Origin of the sequence: Sphingomonas sp. Leaf67 (assembly GCF_001421965.1) — a bacterium.
Classification (GTDB): Bacteria; Pseudomonadota; Alphaproteobacteria; order Sphingomonadales; family Sphingomonadaceae; genus Sphingomonas.
The window spans coordinates 78,641-98,758 of the sequence record NZ_LMLP01000022.1 but is presented as its reverse complement, the minus strand read 5'-3'; the positions used below and the strand labels follow the sequence as shown (position 1 = coordinate 98,758).

13 protein-coding genes are annotated in these 20,118 nt (G+C 67.1%); 6 read left to right on the top strand and 7 right to left on the bottom strand.

The annotated features are described in order from the left end of the window. The first annotated feature begins 74 nt into the window (after positions 1–74). Positions 75–2,189, top strand: a complete 2,115-nt coding sequence (locus ASE90_RS15215; protein WP_056002622.1) for a hypothetical protein — start codon at positions 75–77, stop codon at positions 2,187–2,189. Next, on the top strand, positions 2,186–4,093 hold the full coding sequence (locus tag ASE90_RS15210; protein ID WP_056002619.1) for an alpha-L-fucosidase: 1,908 nt from the start codon (positions 2,186–2,188) through the stop codon (positions 4,091–4,093). Before ASE90_RS15215 ends, ASE90_RS15210 begins: the two co-directional genes overlap by 4 nt. Positions 4,094–4,358: 265 nt before the next feature. On the opposite strand, the gene galA is transcribed toward ASE90_RS15210, so the two are convergent. After that, positions 4,359–7,256 carry a beta-galactosidase GalA gene (gene galA, locus ASE90_RS15205; RefSeq protein ID WP_156361623.1) on the bottom strand — a complete coding sequence of 966 codons (2,898 nt, stop codon included), beginning with the start codon at positions 7,254–7,256 and terminating at the stop codon, positions 4,359–4,361. Between the two features lie 22 nt (positions 7,257–7,278). After that, the gene (locus ASE90_RS15200; RefSeq protein WP_056002616.1) at positions 7,279–8,022 is read right to left on the bottom strand and encodes a copper homeostasis protein CutC; all 744 of its coding nucleotides are present in this window, start codon (positions 8,020–8,022) and stop codon (positions 7,279–7,281) included. A 384-nt stretch (positions 8,023–8,406) separates the two neighbouring features. On the opposite strand from ASE90_RS15200, the gene rplJ reads away from it, so the two are divergent. The 3 genes from rplJ to ASE90_RS15185 all read left to right on the top strand — a co-directional run bounded on the left by rplJ (position 8,407) and on the right by ASE90_RS15185 (position 10,694). Beyond that, positions 8,407–8,922: a 50S ribosomal protein L10 gene (gene rplJ, locus ASE90_RS15195; protein ID WP_055761025.1), complete on the top strand. Its 516-nt coding sequence runs from the start codon at positions 8,407–8,409 to the stop codon at positions 8,920–8,922. 48 nt (positions 8,923–8,970) lie between these two features. Beyond that, positions 8,971–9,348, top strand: coding sequence for a 50S ribosomal protein L7/L12 (rplL, locus tag ASE90_RS15190; RefSeq protein ID WP_056002613.1), 378 nt, complete (start codon positions 8,971–8,973; stop codon positions 9,346–9,348). A gap of 251 nt (positions 9,349–9,599) precedes the next feature. Continuing rightward, positions 9,600–10,694, top strand: coding sequence for an energy transducer TonB (locus ASE90_RS15185; protein WP_056002609.1), 1,095 nt, complete (start codon positions 9,600–9,602; stop codon positions 10,692–10,694). A gap of 35 nt (positions 10,695–10,729) precedes the next feature. Here the strand turns inward: ASE90_RS15185 and ASE90_RS15180 are convergent, their stop codons facing one another. The 5 genes from ASE90_RS15180 to ASE90_RS15160 all read right to left on the bottom strand — a co-directional run bounded on the left by ASE90_RS15180 (position 10,730) and on the right by ASE90_RS15160 (position 15,532). Further along, on the bottom strand, positions 10,730–12,142 hold the full coding sequence (locus ASE90_RS15180) for a M16 family metallopeptidase (protein WP_056002606.1): 1,413 nt from the start codon (positions 12,140–12,142) through the stop codon (positions 10,730–10,732). A gap of 1 nt (position 12,143) precedes the next feature. Further along, a complete protein-coding gene (locus ASE90_RS15175; RefSeq protein WP_200910921.1) occupies positions 12,144–13,556 on the bottom strand; it encodes a M16 family metallopeptidase in 1,413 nt (470 codons plus the stop codon). 18 nt (positions 13,557–13,574) lie between these two features. Beyond that, entirely contained in the window at positions 13,575–13,805 is a 231-nt protein-coding gene (locus ASE90_RS15170; protein ID WP_056002603.1) for a helix-turn-helix domain-containing protein, read from the bottom strand. Beyond that, entirely contained in the window at positions 13,805–14,326 is a 522-nt protein-coding gene (locus ASE90_RS15165; RefSeq protein WP_082449860.1) for a DUF2975 domain-containing protein, read from the bottom strand. The genes ASE90_RS15170 and ASE90_RS15165 overlap by 1 nt, the downstream gene beginning before the upstream one ends. A 69-nt stretch (positions 14,327–14,395) precedes the next feature. Then, the gene (locus tag ASE90_RS15160) at positions 14,396–15,532 is read right to left on the bottom strand and encodes a hypothetical protein (RefSeq protein WP_156361612.1); all 1,137 of its coding nucleotides are present in this window, start codon (positions 15,530–15,532) and stop codon (positions 14,396–14,398) included. 325 nt (positions 15,533–15,857) lie between these two features. Between ASE90_RS15160 and rpoB the strand changes: the two genes are divergently transcribed. Beyond that, entirely contained in the window at positions 15,858–20,003 is a 4,146-nt protein-coding gene (gene rpoB / locus ASE90_RS15150) for a DNA-directed RNA polymerase subunit beta (RefSeq protein WP_056002596.1), read from the top strand. Positions 20,004–20,118: the final 115 nt, after the last annotated feature.

Genomic DNA, 20,118 nt, shown 5'->3' with positions numbered 1-20,118 from the left:
GGCCAGAGCCAAGCAGACCGAACGATTGCGTTCGTGACACTGGATCCCCGCCTGCGCGGGAATACGGATGTGCGGTGCCCGTAGCGATCCGGTTCGTGTCGGCAAAACTCGCCCCCGAAGCCTTCGCCATCACCACCACCCCGCGCACGATCACCATTTGCGCCGCCACCACCCGCGGCCGCCTGTTCGCTGCCGGCTGGCTGCTCCGCCATCTCGACGATCTGACCCTCACCGCCCCGCCACATGTCGCCGAAGCCCCGGCGATGGCGATCCGCGGCACCCAGATCGGCTACCGCGCCAAGAACAACAGCTATGACGCTTGGGGACTGCCCATGCTCACCCGCCGGATCGAGGATTTCGCATTACTCGGGGGCAACCGTATCCAGTTCGTCGCGCCGGTGTCGGACGATGCCGCCACCTCGCCGCTCTCCCCGCTTCCCGCCACCGAAACGCTCATCGCGGTCGCCGCCGCCACCCACCGCCTCGGCCTTGACGTAGCGCTCTTCTACCCGCTGCTGCGCGATTACGAAAAATCCGGCAGCGCCGATGCCGAGGTGGCCGACTTCGCGACGCTCGCCGCCAGACTGCCCGCGCTCGACGCACTCTACATCCCCGGCGGCGATCCCGGTCATACCGCACCAGACCGGCTGTTCCCCGTCGCACAGCGCATCGCCACCGCGCTGCGCCGGCGGTTCGCGAACGCCGAAATCCTCCTGTCGACGCAAGGGTTCGACGCCGCCGGCCTCGACGCCTTTCACGCGCAACTGGCAAAGCACCCGCGCTGGCTGACCGCGATCTTCGTCGGCCCGCAGACCCGCGACAGCCTCGCCACGCACCGCGCGCGGATCGCCGGGCGCTTGCCCGTAGAAACCTATCCCGACACCGCGCACACCATGCACGCGCAATTCCCGATCCCCGACTGGCACCCCGCCTTCGCACTGACGCAAGGCCGCGAGCCGGTGAACCCCCGCCCCGCCGCCACCGCGCAAATCTTCGCCTATCTCGCCCCGCAAACGCGCGGCTTCGTGACCTATAGCGAGGGGATCAATGACGACTGGAACGTGACCCAATGGTTCCGCCTCGGCTGGAACCCGGCGACCCCCGCCGCCGAGATTGCCGCCGATTATGCCCGGATGTTCGTCGGCGACATAGCGTTCGCCGCCGTTCCGCAGGCGTTGGAGGGCAATTGGCGCGGCGACCCGTCGGCCAATGCCGGGATCGATGCCACCGCCCGGCTGGTCGCCGACCTGAAACCCGCCCGATGGGCTGACTGGCGCATCGACCTCTATCGCTACCGCGCCACCTATGACGCGCTCGTCCGCCACCGCCTGATCGCGGCGAAAGCCGCACAGGGCGAGGCGCTCTGGACGCTGCGTCAGGCACCCGCCACCGGGGCCGAACCGGCCGTCGTCGCCGCGCGCTTCGCCTATGCCCGCCCCGAACCGGCGATAATCGCCCCGCTGCGGGCCGACCTGACCGCCATCGCCGACCGGCTGTGGCGGCGCGCGCGGATGCAGTTGTCGGTCCCGCGCCACGGTGCCTCCAACTGGGAACGCGGCGCCAATCTCGATCGCGCCGATATTCAGCTCAACGACCGCACGTCCGTCGAAGCGGCGATGACCGAGGCACTGACCCGGCCGGACGCCGCCGCCCGCCTCTATGCGATCGGCGATCCGTGGCGCAGCCGCGACATGGCGCTCTACGACGATCTCGGCGACCCGACCGCCGAACCGCATCTGGTGCGTGGGCCGGGCTTCGACGCCGATCCGCAATCGCTGGCCAGCGCGATCGACGGCGTCGCCGACCATATCCCCGATCAGGGCTGGCGCATGGCGGACCTGAGCTATGCCGAGGGGCTGTACGAAACCCCCGTCCGCCTGTCGTATACCGGGCTGGAGCGGGGTCGCCGCTACCGCCTGATCGCGCGCTGGGCGGGCGAGGACTATGCCCTGCCGATGCGCCTGACCGGCGACGGCGTCGAACTCCACGGTTTCCGCGCGCGCAAGGGCGATCGCGAAACGATCGAAACCCCGATCCCGCAAACCCTTACCGCCGATAGCGCGCTGACCCTCGAATGGCACCGCCCAGCCGGCATCGGCGGCGGCGGGCGTGGTCATCAGATCGCGCAGACATGGCTGATTCCCGAACCCCTATCTCCCGAACCCAAAGCCCCCGGAGCAGAGCAATGAAGTTTTCCCGCCGCAGCCTGATGGGCAGCAGCCTGATCGCCGGTGCCGCCGCCTGCACCCCGCGCACCGGCAGTTCGCCTGTCGCCGCCGGATCCGCCTTGCCCGCGCCATGGGGGGCCACCCCCTCGCCCCGCCAGCTCAAATGGCATGATCGCCGCCAGTACGGCTTCATCCATTTCTCGATCAACACCTTCACCGACAAGGAATGGGGCTATGGCGACGAAGACCCCAAGCTGTTCGACCCGACCGATTTCGACCCCGATCAGATCGTGGCGGCGGCCAAGGCCGGCGAACTCACCGGGCTGATCCTGACCGCCAAGCATCATGACGGCTTCTGCCTGTGGCCGACGATGTTGACCGAACATTGCATCCGCAATTCGCCCTATAAACAGGGCAAGGGCGACATCGTCGGCGAACTGGCGGCGGCATGTCGGCGCGGCGGGATCAACTTCGGCGTGTACCTGTCCCCATGGGACCGCAACCGCGCCGATTACGGCACGCCCAGCTACATCACCTATTATCGCGCCCAATTGACCGAACTCTGCACCCGCTACGGCAACCTGTTCGAGGTGTGGTTCGACGGTGCGAATGGCGGCGACGGCTATTATGGTGGCGCGCGCGAGACACGGAAAATCGATGCGGTTCAATATTATAACTGGCCGTCGATCGTAAAGCTGGTCCACGACCTGCAACCGGACGCCTGCACCTTCGACCCGCTCGGGGCCGATATCCGCTGGGTCGGCAACGAAGACGGCCACGCCGCCGACCCGTGCTGGCCGACCATGCCGAACGAGCCGTACGATCAGGCCAAGGGCAATACCGGCGTGCGCGGGGCCGAATTGTGGTGGCCGGCGGAGACCAACGTGTCGATCCGGCCGGGCTGGTTCTACCATGCCGATGAGGATGCGCAGGTAAAATTATCTAGCAAAATCATGGAGATGTACGATAACTCGGTCGGTCACGGTACGACCTTCCACCTGAACCTGCCCCCCGATCGCCGGGGCCGCATCCACGACCGCGACGTCGCCAGCCTGACCGCCTTCGGCAACGCGCTACGTGCAACCTTCGCCAACAACCAGGCCGACGGCGCGGTCGCCACCGCCAGCGCCGACCTGTCGGGCAATTCCGCCCGCAACGTCAATGACGGCCGCCCCGACACCTTCTGGCTCGCCCCGCCGGAAGCCAAAAATGCCAGCATTATCCTCGACCTGCCGCCCGGCCGCAGCTTCGACACGGTCCGCTTGCAGGAATGGCTGCCGCTGGGTCTGCGCGTCACCCGCTTCGCGATCGACGTGTCGGACGGCGGCGACCGATGGACCACCGTCGCCGAAAAGGACATGGTCGGCCCCCAGCGCCTCGTCCGCCTGCCCGCGCCGATTTCACCCCGCCGCGTCCGCTTCCGCACCGTCGCCGCCGACGCCGGTCCGGCGATCCGCGAATTCGCACTGTTCCGCTCGGTCGCACCCGTCGACCTGCCGCCGCTGAAGGTTACCGACGCGAGCATCGTCGACCGGGCAGGGTGGAAGGTCACCGCCGCCAGCGCGCCGGGCGGCGAAGCAATCCTCGACGCGTCCCCCCGCACCGCCTGGACCAGCCCCGCGCCAGCGACCCTGACCATCGACATGGGCCGCAGCGAGACGCTGGCTGGCTTCACCCTGACCCCGACCCGCCACGTCGATCCGAACGCCGCTCCGCCGATGAAATACCGCGTGGAAACCAGCACCGACAGCAGGACATGGGTGTCTGGCGGCGAAGGCGAGTTCCCGAACATCAACTACGCCCGCGCGACGCAGCGCCTGCCCTTCCCGAAGGCGCGTGCCGCCCGTTACCTCCGCTTCGCCTTCCCGCAGCCGGCCGTGCCGGCACCGGCCATTGCGGTCGCGGAAATCGGGGCGTTCCGTTGAGCTAAAAACGCCCCGCCACCGTTCGGTTCGAGCAGCTTCGAGCCTGTCGAGAAGCGTTTGTCGAGAACGCCCCGCTTGGGGCAACCCCTTCTCGACTACGGTTTTCGACAAGCTCTAACTTCCGCTCGAAGCAAACGGAGGGATTGATTTTAGGGCCGATCCACGAACGTGGAAGCGGCACCGGCCAGTGCACACCGTTCATGCCGAGTAGGGGCTGAGCGTACGTCGAGTGCCTATCCCGGTCATGATGAGTCCCGCCTGCCACTCACCCCTTGGGCGCCAGCCGAACCGCCCCCGTAATCCCCGACCGTGCACCCGGCACCGCCGCGACCAGCACCGCCACGCCCTTCGCCCCGGCGGGTACCGGCACCACCAGCGTGCCGGCGGCGGGATCGGTCTTGGCCGCGACCTGCCGTCCATCGACATAAACGGTCGCCCGCCCCTCGATCTGCGCAAAGCTCAGCGTCCCGCCTTCTGCCACCACCCGTCGCCGTACCGGCAGCGCCGCGCGATACAGGCGGAACGACGGCCCGGCCTCGGGTGCGGCGGGCGTGCCGCTGCGGGTGAAGTCCCAGCTGTTATTGTCGTTCACCGGCGGGGTCATTCCCGGATCGGGCGCGGTCGCGAACGATCTGGAGCGTCGCCAGCCGAGGATGAACGCCCCCGGCGGCGTCACTGCCACCTGCGCCCGCGGGGTCGCCGCGAGGCGGTCGATCACCAGCCGGGCGGCACGCAGCCCGTCGGCACTGGCGACGATCGTCACCTTCCCGCGCCCCTCGCCCGCCTGCACCAGCATCTGCGCCAGACCGTTGAACAGCGACCGCTGCGGTGCCTTTTCGCTTTCATGGCTGTTGGGATCGCCGTTGCCGACGCCGATCAGCGTCGCGCCGTCGATGGTGAAGCGGGTCGTCCGGTTCTCGGTCGGGACGTGGCGTCCTTTCGCATCGACCGCATCGATCGTGACCGGCACGACGTCCTCGTTGTCGCCCAGCATCTGCCGCCGCGCCGGGGTCAGCCGCAGCGCGACCGCCGGTCCCGCCGTTTCGTGCACCGCCCGCGCCACTTCGCGCCCGCCTCGCAGCGCGATCGCCTCCAGCCTGCCCGGCGCATAGGCGACGGTGAAGCGGTTGCCCATGATCCGGTCGACCGCCTGTTCGCCGATCATCCGCCCGTTCAGCACGAGCCGGACGCGTTCGGCATTGCTGGTGACGAGCAGCGGCATCGGCTGCCCCTCCTTGCCCGGCCATGTCCAATGGGGAGCGACGCCGACCACCGCCTGATCGTCGATCCAGTGCGCGCGGTGGATGTCGTACGCGGTCTTGGGAAAGCCGCACAGGTCGAGGATTCCGAAAAAGCTGGCGATGGTCGGCCAGGTGAACGGCGTCGGCTCGCCATGATAGTCGAACCCGGTCCACACGAACCCGCCGGCGATGAAGCGGCGCTTGGCGATCTCCGCCCACGCATCACGGTGCGTCGCGCCCCATGGTGCCGCCTCATCGTCCATCGACGACAGGACATGCGCGGCCTTGTCGGTGGTATAGGCCCCGCGCGTCATGAACGCGCTGGTATCCTCCGACGACGTGCTTGGCTTTGCGGGGTTCAGCGCGTGGAACTTGTCGTAATCGCCCTGATAATAGTTGAACCCCATGACATCGACGACGCTCGACACGTTCTTGGGGTCATAGAACGACCCGTTCATCGCCGCCGTCACCGGGCGGCTGTCGTCCAGCGCATGGACCTGCGCCGCCATTCGGCGGACCATCTCGACGCCCGCTTCGGTGCCCTGCATCGGTTCCTCGTTGAAGACCGACCACAGGATGATGCTGGGATGATTGCGATGCGCGCGGACCAGCCATTCCAGCTGCGCCATATTCTCGGGCGCAGGATTGAAGACGCGGTTTTCGTCCATGACGACGAACCCCATCCGGTCGCATAGCTGGTAAAAGGCTTCGGCCTGCGCATTGTGCGAACAGCGGATGGCGTTGACGCCGGTATCCTTCATCCGCTGCAGCCGCCACGCCAGCAACGCATCGGGCACCGCCACGCCGACCCCGGCATGGTCCTGATGCAGGCACACGCCCTTCAGCTTCACGGCCTTGTCGTTCAGGAAAAATCCCTGCGAGGCATCGAAGCGGATCGTGCGGAAGCCGATCGCGATGCGGCGTTCGTCCCCACCGCCCGGGGCATCGGTGATGACGCGCACGGTATAGAGCGTCGGCGTCTCGATCGACCAAAGCTGCGGGTCGGCGACCGGCAGCGACAGCGCGACCTCTGCCTCGCCCAGCGGCGGCAACTGCGCCTGCCCGCGTGCGCTGGCGACGACCTTGCCGGCGGGGTCGAGCAGGTCGACCAGCACATTCGCCGCCGCCATCTCGCGGGCGATACTGTTTAGCGCGACGGTAACCGGCACGCTCCAGCGGCCATCGCTGCCAAGGCGCGGATCGCAATGCACCCCGTCGGTCGTGATCGATACCGGCGCGCGCTTCGACAGCCAGACTTGGCGGTACAGGCCCGCGCCTTCGTACCACCAGCCCTCCATCGCGTTGGCGTCGACGCGGATCGCGATAACGTTCAGTTCGTCGCCGAACCGTGCGAACGGCGTCAGATCGATGTCGATGGCGTTGTAGCCCGAGAAGTTGCGCGCGACGATGCTGCCATTGATCCAGATCGTCGCCGCGGTCGCGATCGCGCCGAAATGCAGTTCCAGCCGCTTGCCGCGATCGGCGGGGTCGAGCCGCAGCGTCCGGCGATACCAGCCGATCCCGCGCGGGCGATACCCCTGTGCAACGTTCGCGGTCTCGACAAAGCCCTGCGCCGACGCCCAGTCGTGCGGCAGCGTCACCGCCGCCCAGTCGCTGTCGTCATAATCCATCGCCGCCGCGCCGCGCGCGTTACCGGCCTTGGCATTGCTGTACGTATCGTCATGGGTGACCGGTGCCGGGGGCGTGATATCGCCCTCGTGGAACAACCACCCGCGCGCGAGCAGCGTCCGCGACGGGTCCTCGACCGGAAGGCGTTCGAACAGCCCGTCGCGGCGGCCAAGTCCGTGCAGCAGTCCGCTCGGCTCGGTCGGGCGCGGCGCGGCGATGGCGCGCACCGGCAGCGTCGCCGCCGCCAGCGATCCCGCGGTTCCGGTCAGCAGGGCGCGCCGGCCCAGCGGCATGAACGTCATTCGATCTCTCCCGTTATCCATCGATCGCGGCGCGCAGCGCCCGCACGATCTTCTCATCGGTCCGCGCCAGTCCCGGCCCGGCAAAGCCGAGCGCGTGGACGCGCGCATCGTCCTGCGGGACCGCAACACCGGCCGAAGCATGAACCTCCACCGCACCCGTTACCGACAGCAGTTCCACGACATTGTCGGGCCGCACGCCCGATCCCGGCATCACCACGATCCGCCCCGCCGCCGCGCGAACCATCGCGGCGATCACCGCCGCCCCATCGACGGCACGCACCGCGCCACCCGACGTCAGGATGCGGGCAAAGCCATGCGCCACCGCCGGTTCGATCGCCGCCACCGGATCGGGCAACAGGTCGACCGCGCGGTGCAGCGTCAGGTCGATATCGTCGCGAACCGCCCGCACCGCCGCGACCCATTCGCGCAGGGCCGCTTCGTCGATCGCGCCGCCCCGCACTGCACCGAACACCAACCCATCGACCCCGGCGGCGATCAGTGCCTGCGCATCGGCGACCGCCGTCGCGACGTCGCCCGCATCATAGGCAAAGTCACCCGCGCGCGGCCGGACCATCGCATGGACCCGAACCCCCGCCGCCCGCGCCCGCGCGACGACCAGCGCCGCCAGTCCCGGCGACGGCGTCAGCCCGCCCACCGACAGCGCACCGCACAACTCGATCCGGTCCGCCCCCCCGGATATCGCAGCGTCGCACCCCGCAACGCTGTCGATACAGATTTCCAGCATCGTCCGCGGCATGCGCCCCCCAATCGGTTTGTAGGACCAATGAAGCCTCGCCGCCGAAGGTCAAGCGCCTTCCCGTGCTTGACTCCCGGACGTACCCGGCATAAGCGCGCCGGCAAGCGTCGTGGCTGGATTCGTCCAGGTCCGACGTCCGTCCGAGACAGCAGGTGCGGGTTTCCCGCTTAATGTCCTGCCGAGGCGGGGAATGCGTTAACTCGCCGGGCGCAGCACCTGCCACGCCGGGCCAGCCATGGGAAATCCGCGCGACTGCCCGGTTTCTTCGCATGGCGACCATGCCCCTTCACGGACTGTCGCCCCGTTTGTCGCATCTGCGGCGGGCGGATTGTTCGCGGGCGTTTTCCGAATTGTCGGAAGTACGCCCCAGTTAAGGAGAACGGCATGGATCGCACTCAGAAGAGTGAAGCCGTCGCCGAGCTGAACCGCACCTTCAACGAGGTCGGCGTGGTGGTCGTCACCCGCAACCTCGGCATGACCGTCGCACAGTCGACGGGCCTGCGTAACAAGATGCGTGACGCCGGCGCGAGCTACAAGGTCTCGAAGAACCGTCTTGCCCGGATCGCAGCCGAAGGCACGCCGTACGCGGTGATCGCCGACCTGCTGACCGGCCCGACGGCGCTTGCGACGTCGACCGACCCCGTTGCCGCGGCACGGGTCATCAACGACTTCGCCAAGACGAACGACAAGATCGAGATCGTCGGTGGCGCGATGGGCGGCCAGCTCCTCGATGCGGAAGGTATCAAGGCACTCGCCTCGCTGCCGTCGCTCGACGAACTGCGCGCCAAGATCGTCGGCCTCATCGTTGCCCCGGCAACGAAGCTGGCGACCATCACCCAGGCTCCCGCGGCACAGATCGCCCGGGTCCTGTCGGCATATGCGGAGAAGGACGCGGCCTGATCGGCGGCTTCCGACCCATTTACCCCTATCTGATTTACGGAGAATATCATGGCTGACCTCAACGCAATCGTCGACCAGCTGAGCGAACTGACCGTCCTCGAAGCAGCTGAACTCTCGAAGCTGCTCGAAGAAAAGTGGGGCGTTTCGGCCGCTGCTGCCGTTGCTGCCGCTCCGGCCGCTGGCGGTGGCGCCGCTGCCCCGGCTGCTGAAGAGCAGACCGAATTCGACGTCATCCTGACCGGCGACGGTGGCAAGAAGATCAACGTCATCAAGGAAGTCCGCGCCATCACCGGTCTCGGCCTGACCGAAGCCAAGGCGCTGGTCGAAGGCGCTCCGAAGGCCGTCAAGGAAGGCGTCAACAAGGACGAAGCCGCCAAGATCAAGGCGCAGCTCGAAGGCGCCGGCGCAACCGTCGAAGTCAAGTAAGCCGCAGCGGGAGAGACGGAGCAGCGATGCTGCCCCGCATTCCCGCAAGGCCGGCCGGCGGGCCGCAAGGCCCGACCGACGGGATGGAATTCACTTCCATCCCGGCTTGGCGACAAAGAAGAGGGGCGATCCGGCGACGGGTCGCCCCTTTTTTTGCGCAACGCCCGCGAGATCCGACCCTCGAGCCCGCGCAGCAATCGAAGACCGGCGGCGCCTTGCGCCGGTAACAAAACACCCGCATCCTCCAGGCCATGGCAATCGTATCGCTCGCGCTGTTCCTGACGGCGGCCACCACGTCGGTCGTACCCCCGCCGCCCCAGCAACGTCTGGCCCGCTGGACGCCCGGTCCGGTCCGATGCGGCGGTACCGTCATCGATCCGGTACGACTGGTCCGGTCGCGCCCCGAACTGGCTTGGGGCGAAGTACCGTCGAAGGTGACCACCTTGCGCTTCCGCATCGATGCGAGCGGTCGGCCGCTGTCGATCAAGCGGGCGGGCAGCAATGATTTCATCCCGTTCGGCAGCGATCTTGTCCCGGCCTTCGCCGCATCGCAGTTCGCGTCCGGCAGTCCGCGAAACGACTGCGCGATCGACTATACGATCGAACTGACCACGCTTGCGACGGCGGAACGGGCCGACCTGATGGCCTATTCGCTCGATCCGAGCAGTGGCCCGTTACCCCCCGAAGGCTGGGACCGGATCACGCCACCCGATACAGATTGCCGGCGTCGGCCGTATCCGGCGGACCTGTTGCGCGCCTTTCCCGATTTCGACAAGCTTCCCGGCACGCCGGGCGAGCGGCAATGGTCGATGACCGGCTACGACCTCGACAAAAAGGGTCGCCCGATCAGCGTGCGAACCGTTGCTGGTACCGGCGATGCCGCACTGGATGCGGCGTCGCGCAAGGCCGTCGCGAAATCGCGTTTCGTCGCCGGTGCGCGTACCGGCTGCATGTACCCCTATTGGCGTGGCCCGCTCCGGATCGCGGCACCACCCGCTCCGCCAGAAGATGCGTTCGGTCCAACGCCGCACTGCCCGACCGCGCCGTGGGTCCAGCAACCACGGCTGATCTATCCGCCGGCGTGGAACCGCCGTTCGATCGAAGGATGGGCGGTGGTCCAGTTCGATGTCGCCCCTTGGGGCGAAGTCGGCAACACGCGGGTGCTGGCAAGCGAGCCGGCCGAGGATTTCGGTCGGGAAGCGATGCAGGTGATCCGCACCGCGCGTCGCGCGCCGTCGACGACCGGTGCCAGCGGCTGTATCGAACGCATCCGCTTCGCGATCCGACCGCCCGGAGCAGCCGCCAGCGCCGACGGGCCGCCGCCACCGCCGGTGGTCATCGAGTAACGCCGGGGCGGATCGCGCCGCCCCGGCGTCCCGGTTCAGGGGACCGTCACCGTCTGCACCGGCACGCCTTTCAACTCCGGCAGCGCGCCCAGTTGCGGCTTCACCTTGGCCAGATCGCCGACCACGACCAGCGTGAACTTGTCGAGCGGCAGGCTCAGCCGGATCGCGCTGCTGAACTGCGCGTCGCTGACCGCCATGGTCGCCGGTACATAGCGGTCGAGCCAGTTGGCCGGCAGGCCCAGCGCGTCGCGCGTCACAAGTTGCCCGATCAGCGAGGCGCTGTCCGAACTGCGCAATACGAACAGCCCGGCATTGTAGCTGCGCATGCCGCCGGCTTCCTCGGCGCTCGGCGGGGTCGATTGCAGCGTCCGGATTTCGTGGAACACTTCCTTCAGCGACGCGCCGGTCACCGCGGTCGTAACATCGGCATCGAACGTCCAGCGGGCGTCGCCGGGACGCTGGGCGATCCCCGATCCGGGCGAATAGGTATAGCCCTTGTCCTCGCGAATATTGCGGGTGATCCGCGACGAGAAGCTACCGCCGAGCAGCGCATTGGCGACGCGCAGCGGAATGTCGCCGTCGCTTCCGGCCAGCGGCGATGCCCAGTCGAGCCGGATCGTCGATTGCGGCGCATCCGGCCGGTCGACCAGCAACACACGGGGTCCCGCCGCGGCGGTCGGCACCAGCGACAGACGTGCCGGCCCCTTCTGCCAATCGCCGAATGCCTGCTGCACGGCGGCCTTCACCTGCGCCGGATCGAACCGTCCCGCGACATACAGCCGTGCGCGCTGCGCACCGAAATTGGTGGCATAGAAGCGCTTCACCTGATCGAGCGTGTAGCCGTTCAGCTGCGCCGGGGTCGGCAGGATGCGACCATAGGGATGGTCGCCATAGGTCGCACGGGCCAGCGCATAGTCGGCCAGCATCCCCGGCTGCGCCAGCGACTGCGTCAGTGAGCGCGCGCTGTTCGCCTTGACGCGATCGAACTCGCCGGCCGGAAAGGTCGGATGACGGGCGACGTCCCCGATCAGCGCAACCGCCTGCGGTGCGAATTCGCTCAGGCCGCTCATGCTGATCGACGTGCCGGTATAGCTCACACGCACGCCCAGATTGCCGCCCATGCCGGCGGCAGCGGTGGCGAGCGCCGCAGAATCGCGACTGCCCGCCCCTTCCTTCATCATGCTGCCGGCCAGATCGGCGAGCCACGGATCGCGCCCCTCCTCCAGATTGCCGGCATAGACCTGCAACACCATCGTGACCTTCGGCGCGTTGCCATAGGGGATCAGCGTCACGCCCATGCCATTGGGCAGGGTATAGGTTTCCGAGGCGGGCACGGTGAACGGCTTGGGAGCCCCGATCGGCGGCGCGGGAAGTGCCGGCGGCGGGGTTTGTGCGGCGAGCGGCGCGGCGATCAGCGCAAGGCCGGCGAGAAGGATCGAACGGCGCATCTCACTTGCCTCCCTTGGCGGCGGCACTGCCGGGTACGATGGTGTAGATCGAACGGTTGGTCGGCCGCAGATATTCCTGCGCCGTCTTCTGGATCAGCGCGGGGGTCACCTTGGCAAAGCCTGCTTCGATCCGGTTCACCGCCTGCGGATCATTGTCGAACAGCGCATAGACCGCGAGCAGATCGATCAGCCCGACGCGCGTGCCGCCATCGACCGACGAATACAGATCGGAGCGCAATTTGGTCCGTGCCCGGTCGAGTTCGCCCTGCGTGACCGGGGTCGTCCGCAATTGCTCCATGACGCCGTCCACCGCCTGCCGGATCTGCGCATCGCCAAACTGCGGATCATGGGTGAAGTTGAACGCCCACAGCATCGGGCCGTTATAGTTGTACATGTTGCCCAGCGAGGCATTGATCCCGCCTGACAGATCGCCGGTAATGCCGGTTTCGGACACCAGCTTGCGCGACAGGCGGCTGTCGTCGCCCTGCACCAGCATCTGGTCGATCAGCCCCATCGCATACCATTCGGGCGTGCCGCGCGGCGGCATGTGATAGCCCGCCGCCCAGCCGGGCTTGGGCGCCAGCGCGTCGACGCGGCTGCGAGTCTTTTCCGCGGTCTGGCGCGGTTCGGCCAGGTCGGGCAGCTTCACCGGCGCGCCCTTTTGCAGGGGACCGAAATATTTGCGGACCATCGCCTCGGCCCGGGCATAGTCGATGTCGCCCGCGACCACGAGCACCGCATTGTTCGGGCGATAGAAGGCGGAGTGGAACTGCTTGGCATCGGCGACGGTCGCCGCCTCGATCTCCTTCAGATCGCCGTAGAAGTTATGGCTGTTATACCAGTTGGTGTTGGCCAGCATCGGCAGGTCGATCCACGGCCAGCTGCCATAGGGCTGGTTGAGGACGTTGACCTTCACCTCGTTGCCGACGACGCCCTGCTGGTTCTTCAGCACCGTGTCGTCGATGACCGGGCGCGCCATGCGATCGGCCTCCAGCCACAGGATGCGCTCCAGCGCGTTCGACGGCGCGATCTCGAAATAATTGGTGAAATCGAACCGGGTCGATCCGTTCAGCACGCCGCCGGCATTGCTGATCGTGTTGATGAACACGCCCTTCGGTGCGTTCTGCGACCCCTGGAACATCAGATGTTCGAACAGATGCGCGAAGCCGGTGCGTTCGCGCGGTTCGACGCGGAAGCCGATGCCGTAATAGACGCCGACGGTGACCGTCGGGGCCAGCGTGTCGCGCGACAACACGACCTTCAACCCGTTGGGCAGCGTCAGGTACCGCATGTCGATCGCCAGCTTCGCCGGCGCGGTGGCGGCGGGGCGCGATTGCGCCGCCGATACGGTCGCGGTCACCGGCAGCGCGGCCAGCGCCGCCCCCAGCAACAGCCGCTTCATGATACGCGTCATCGTTCCCCCTTTTGCTGATCAGTCGTCGGTATCGCGTTCCTCAGCCGTTTCGGCATGGATCAGAATGTCGCCGGGCTGGCATTCGAGCACCCGGCAGATCGCGTCCAGCGTGGTGAACCGGATCGCCCGCGCCTTGCCGGTCTTCAGGATCGACAGGTTGGCGAGCGTGATATCGACCGCCTGCGCCAGTTCGGTCAGCGTCATGCGGCGGGCGAGCAACACTTCGTCGAGGCGGACCAGCACCGCCATCAGACCGTCCCTTCCAGATCCTCGCGGAGCGCCGCGCCCTCGGCAAAGACGCGGGCCAGCACGAATGCGACCAGCACCGACAACCAGCCCCCGATCGAGAAGGACGAACCGTCCACTCCAACCCCGATGCCATCGAAGCGCGGCAGGATCGCGAACAACGGGATGTCGAGCAGCTGGATGGCCAGCAACGCCCAGCCGACAGCGCGCACCCGCCGGGCATTGGGCGACGCGAACGTCTCCCCCGCCAGCACGGTGCGGAGGATGGCGATCAACCGCGAGAAGATGACATGGGCCGGCACCGATGCGACGACGCCGACCAGCAACAGCGCGCGGATGCCGCCGATCATGCGTTCGGCATCGATCGCCGGATATTTGGCGACCATCTGTGCGGCGAGCATGTCGTGCAACGGCAGGCTGGCAATGGCCGCCAGCAGGAAGATGATCGCAAAGAGAATATTGAGCGCGAGCAGCAGCCGCAGCACGCCGAGGGTCAATCGCAATATCCGGTCCCGCCGCCCCATGCCGCCCTCTTTCCTGTCCCGCGTGGACGCTACCGGGTATATCGATTATCGCCAAGGGCGATGGCGGCGTTACGTGCGCCGCACCTGCCCATAGAGCCGCACTTCCAGCCGATCGGTCATGCGGTCGCCGCGATCGGTGAAGATCGGGGCGAGCTTTCCCTGCGGCGCGGCGGGGCCGACCATGAACGCGGCGGTGGTGCGCGATTCGCGACCGTCCTCCCAGCGATAACGCGCGTCGATCGCGATCATCGGCACGAAGAACGGCCGGTCCCGCGCGGTGACGATGTTCACCGCCACGCGCGGCAGGGTCATCGTCGCCTCCAGATGCCGTTGCTCGCCCGCGCCCAGCGCGAACGGGTCGAGCCCGCGCTTGCCGTCATTGGCGAAGAAATCAGCGATCGCGTCGTCCTGTCCGGCATGGGCGGTCAGCAGCATCGTCGCGACGCTGACTTCGGTCACCGGCATCGATGCAGGATTGCCGACCGTCAGGTCGAAATCGAGCAGGATGCGCTCGTTCTCGGTTCCGACCCGGATCGGGGCGAGCTGGAATTCGAGGAACGGCCCCGGCGTCGGCGCGGGCGCTGCGGGGGGTGGCGGGACGACCGGCGCGGGGGGCGGCGGGGCGGCGCGCGGCGGCGCGGGCGGGGCTACCGGTTCGGGCGGCAGGTCCGGAACCGGCACGGCATCGTCGACCACCGTCGCCGATCGACGCCGCCGCCGGGCGAACAGCAGAGCCACGCCGGTCGCGACCACGATCCCGACGAGGAACCACAGCCACCATGGCAGCGCATCGCCGGTCGGTGCCGGAGCGGGTTGGGCGGCGGGGGTCGGGAGCAGGTCGGGCGTGGGCGAGGCGGCCGGGGTCGGCAGCACCGGCGGGCCGGCATAGGTCGCCTGCGGTGCCGGGGCGGCCGCTGGGGTAGCGACGGGTGCAGGACTCGAAGTTGGCGAAGGTGTCACGCGGGGACGTGGCGCGGGCGGGGTCGGCGTGGCGGTCGGGACCGGAGCCCGGGGCGCGCGCGGAGTCGGCGACGGCGTGCCGCGCGGGGTCGGGGTTGCGATCGGCGTCGAAGTTGGCACCGGGGTCGGCGCGACCTGCGGCGTGATGTCGTAGATCGGAATCGATCCGCCGGGTTGCGCCTGCTGCGCGGCGGCGGGTACGGCAAGAGTCGCGACGATCGCCGCGCACGAAAGCTGGAACTGCATCGTCGCCCTGAACCGGGCTTTCCGTGCGAGCGTTAGCCCACCTGGCACCCGGTTGCGACGAAGCGGGTTGGTTCCACGGCCAGTCGAACCCACGACTGGCCCGCGTTGACACACCCGGTCATGGCTTCTATATCGACGGCTTGCTTCAGGACCGGGAAAGAATGCGTCGTCGCGCAACGCATTCCATGCATAGGCCTGTCGCCATTCCAGGACGCTCGATCAGCTGCGGCCCCATGTGGGTGACGCGGCTTTCGTCGTCCCGATCGCACGCCAGCCCGGTGGCAACCGGGCACGAGATTTGACTGCAAGCGAGGCCCACGACTCCATGGCGACCAAGGCAACCGCAACCGGCACGCACAAGCGCCGCATCCGCAAGGTGTTCGGCGACATCCACGAAGTGGTGCAGATGCCGAATCTGATCGAGGTTCAGCGCGAGAGCTATGAACAGTTCCTGCGTTCCGACCCGTCGATCGGCTATGTCTCCGGCCTCGAAAAGACGCTGCGGTCGGTGTTCCCGATCCGCGACTTCGCCGGCACCGCCGAGCTCGACTTCGTCACCTACGAACTGGAAGATCCCAAGTTCGACGTGGAAGAGTGCCGTCAGCGCGGCATCACCTATGCCGCGCCGATGCGCGTCACGCTGCGCCTGATCGTGTTCGAGGTCGACGCCGATACCGAAGCCCGGTCGGTGCTCGATATCAAGGAGCAGGACGTCTATATGGGCGACATGCCCCTGATGACGGGCAACGGCACCTTCTTCATCAACGGCACCGAGCGCGTGATCGTGTCGCAGATGCATCGCTCGCCGGGCGTGCTGTTCGACCATGACCGCGGCAAGACCCACGCCAGCGGCAAGTATCTGTTCGCCGCGCGCGTCATTCCGTATCGCGGTTCGTGGCTCGATTTCGAATTCGACGCCAAGGACATCGTCAACGTCCGCATCGACCGCAAGCGCAAGCTGCCGGTCACGTCGCTGCTCTATGCGCTGGGCATGACCGGCGAGGACATCCTCAACCACTTCTACAACCGCGTGACCTTCGTCCGTGGCGAAGGCGGCTGGCGGATTCCGTACGCGCCGGAAAACTGGCGTGGCCAGAAGCCGTCGTTCGACATCGTCGATGCGAACACCGGCGAAGTCGTGTTCCCGGCCGGCACCAAGATTTCCCCGCGCCTCGCGAACAAGGCGGGCAAGGACGGTCTGACCGATCTGCTGATCCCGACCGAGGAAATCTTCGGCCGCTACAGCGCCTATGATCTCATCAACGAGACCACCGGCCAGATCTATATCGAAGCCGGCGACGAAGTGACCGCCGAGAACCTCGAACTGCTCGACCAGGCCGGCATCGAGCGGATCGAGCTGCTCGACATCGATCATGTGTCGACCGGTCCGTGGATCCGCAACACGCTGAACGTCGACAAGGCCGAGGAGCGCGAACAGGCGCTGTCGGACATCTATCGCGTGATGCGCCCCGGCGAGCCGCCGACGCTGGAAACCGCCGAATCGCTGTTCGCCGGCCTGTTTTTCGATCCCGAGCGTTACGACCTGTCGGCCGTCGGCCGCGTGAAGCTGAACATGCGTCTCGACCTCGACGCGCCGGACACGGTGACCACGTTGCGCAGCGAGGACATCCTGGCGGTCGTCAAGACGCTGGTCGACCTGAAGGACGGCAAGGGCGAAGTCGACGATATCGACAATCTCGGCAACCGCCGCGTGCGGTCGGTCGGCGAGCTGTTGGAAAACCAGTATCGCGTCGGGCTGTTGCGCATGGAGCGCGCGGTCAAGGAGCGCATGTCGTCGGTCGACGTCTCGACGGTCATGCCGAACGACCTGATCAACGCCAAGCCGGCGGTCGCGGCCGTTCGCGAGTTCTTCGGTTCGTCGCAGCTGTCGCAGTTCATGGATCAGACCAACCCGCTGTCCGAAGTGACGCACAAGCGTCGCGTTTCGGCGCTCGGGCCGGGCGGTCTGACGCGCGAGCGTGCAGGCTTCGAAGTCCGCGACGTTCACCCGACCCACTACGGCCGTATCTGCCCGATCGAAACGCCGGAAGGCCCGAACATCGGTTTGATCAACTCGCTGGCCACGTTCAGCCGCGTCAACAAGTACGGCTTCATCGAGACCCCGTATCGTCGCATCGTCGACGGCAAGGTCACGAACGACGTCGTGTACCTGTCGGCGATGGAAGAGCAGAAGCACACCGTCGCGCAGGCGTCGGCCACGCTGAACGAGGACAGCAGCTTCGCCGAGGAACTGGTGTCGGCGCGTCAGGCCGGCGAATTCCTGATGGCGCTGCCCGAAAACGTCACGCTGATGGACGTGTCCCCGAAGCAGCTGGTGTCGGTCGCCGCGTCGCTCATTCCGTTCCTCGAAAACGATGACGCCAACCGCGCGTTGATGGGTTCGAACATGCAGCGCCAGGCGGTGCCGCTGGTGAAGGCGGAAGCGCCGTTCGTCGGCACCGGCATGGAAGAGACCGTGGCGCGCGATTCGGGCGCGGCGATCTCGGCCAAGCGCGCCGGCGTCGTCGATCAGGTCGATGCGGCCCGCATCGTCATCCGCGCGACCGGTGAGGTCGATGCGGCGGAGAGCGGCGTCGACATCTACACGTTGATGAAGTTCCAGCGTTCGAACCAGTCGACCTGCATCAACCAGCGTCCGCTGGTGAAGGTGGGCGACGTGGTGAAGGCCGGCGAGGTCATCGCCGACGGCCCATCGACCGAGTTCGGCGAGCTGGCGCTGGGCCGCAATGCCCTCGTCGCGTTCATGCCGTGGAACGGCTACAATTATGAGGATTCGATCCTCATCAGCGAGCGGATCGTGAAGGACGACGTGTTCACGTCGATCCATATCGACGAGTTCGAAGTGATGGCCCGCGACACCAAGCTGGGGCCGGAAGACATCACCCGCGATATTCCGAACGTGGGTGAGGAAGCGCTGCGCAACCTCGACGAGGCGGGCATCGTGTATATCGGTGCCGAGGTCGAACCGGGCGACATCCTTGCCGGCAAGATCACGCCCAAGGGTGAATCACCGATGACGCCGGAGGAAAAGCTCCTCCGCGCGATCTTCGGTGAAAAGGCCAGCGACGTGCGCGACACCTCGCTGCGCTTGCCGCCGGGCGTGTCGGGTACGGTTGTCGACGTCCGCGTCTTCAACCGTCACGGCATCGACAAGGACGAGCGCGCCATGGCGATCGAGCGCGAGGAGATCGAGCGCCTGAAGAAGGACTCGGACGACGAGCGCGGCATCCTCAACCGTGCGACCTGGTCGCGTCTGCGCGAAATGCTCGAAGGGCAGACCGCGACGGCCGCCCCCAAGGGCGTGAAGAAGGGCGTGGTCATCGACCGCGAACTGCTCGACAGCGTCGAGAAGCATGAGTGGTGGCGGTTCGCCGTCGCCGACGATGCGGCGCAGTCGAACCTCGAAGCGGTCAAGGCGCAGTATGACGAGGCGGTGAAGCGGATCACCGACAAGTTCCACGATCGCCGTGAGAAGCTGGAGCGCGGCGACGAGCTGCCGCCGGGCGTGCTGAAGATGGTCAAGGTGTTCGTCGCGGTGAAGCGCAAGCTGCAACCGGGCGACAAGATGGCCGGCCGTCACGGCAACAAGGGCGTCATCAGCCGCATCCTGCCGGCGGAGGACATGCCGTTCCTCGCCGACGGGACGCCGGTCGACCTCGTGCTCAACCCGCTGGGCGTGCCGTCGCGCATGAACGTCGGGCAGATCTTCGAAACGCACCTCGGCTGGGCCGCCCGCAACCTCGGCATGGAAGTCGCCCGGTCGCTGCGCGACTGGCGCGAAGCCAATCCGGATGCGGTCGGCGGCGAAATGCCGGCGGCGGTCAAGGACCGGCTGAAGGAGATCTATGGCGATCACTATGCCGAGGACATCGACAGCCGTTCGAACGAGCAGCTCCACGAGCTGGTCCAGAACATCAGCACGGGCGTACCGATGGGCACCCCGGTGTTCGACGGCGCGCGCGAGAGCGATGTGTCCGACATGCTGAAGCTGGCGGGTCTCGACACGTCGGGTCAGTCGGTGCTGTTCGACGGGCGGACCGGCGACCAGTTCGACCGGATGGTCACCGTCGGCATCATCTACATGCTGAAGCTGCACCACCTCGTCGACGACAAGATCCACGCGCGTTCGATCGGGCCGTACAGCCTCGTTACCCAGCAGCCGCTGGGCGGCAAGGCGCAGTTCGGTGGCCAGCGTTTCGGGGAAATGGAAGTGTGGGCGCTCCAGGCCTATGGTGCCGCCTATACGCTCCAGGAAATGCTGACGGTGAAGTCCGACGACGTGGTCGGCCGCACCAAGGTCTATGAGGCGATCGTCAAGGGCGACGACACCTTCGAGGCCGGCATCCCGGAAAGCTTCAACGTGCTGGTCAAGGAAATGCGCTCGCTGGGTCTCAACATCGAGCTGGGCAGCATCGAAAAGCCGGAAGAACTGGCCGACGCGGCGGAATAAGCGACCAAATCTCCCTCTCCCCGCGTGCGGGGAGAGGGTCGGGGAGAGGGGTAGTCCACTACCCTCTCCGCACTTCCCCTCTCCCAACCCTCTCCCCTGAAGGAGAGAGGGCTAT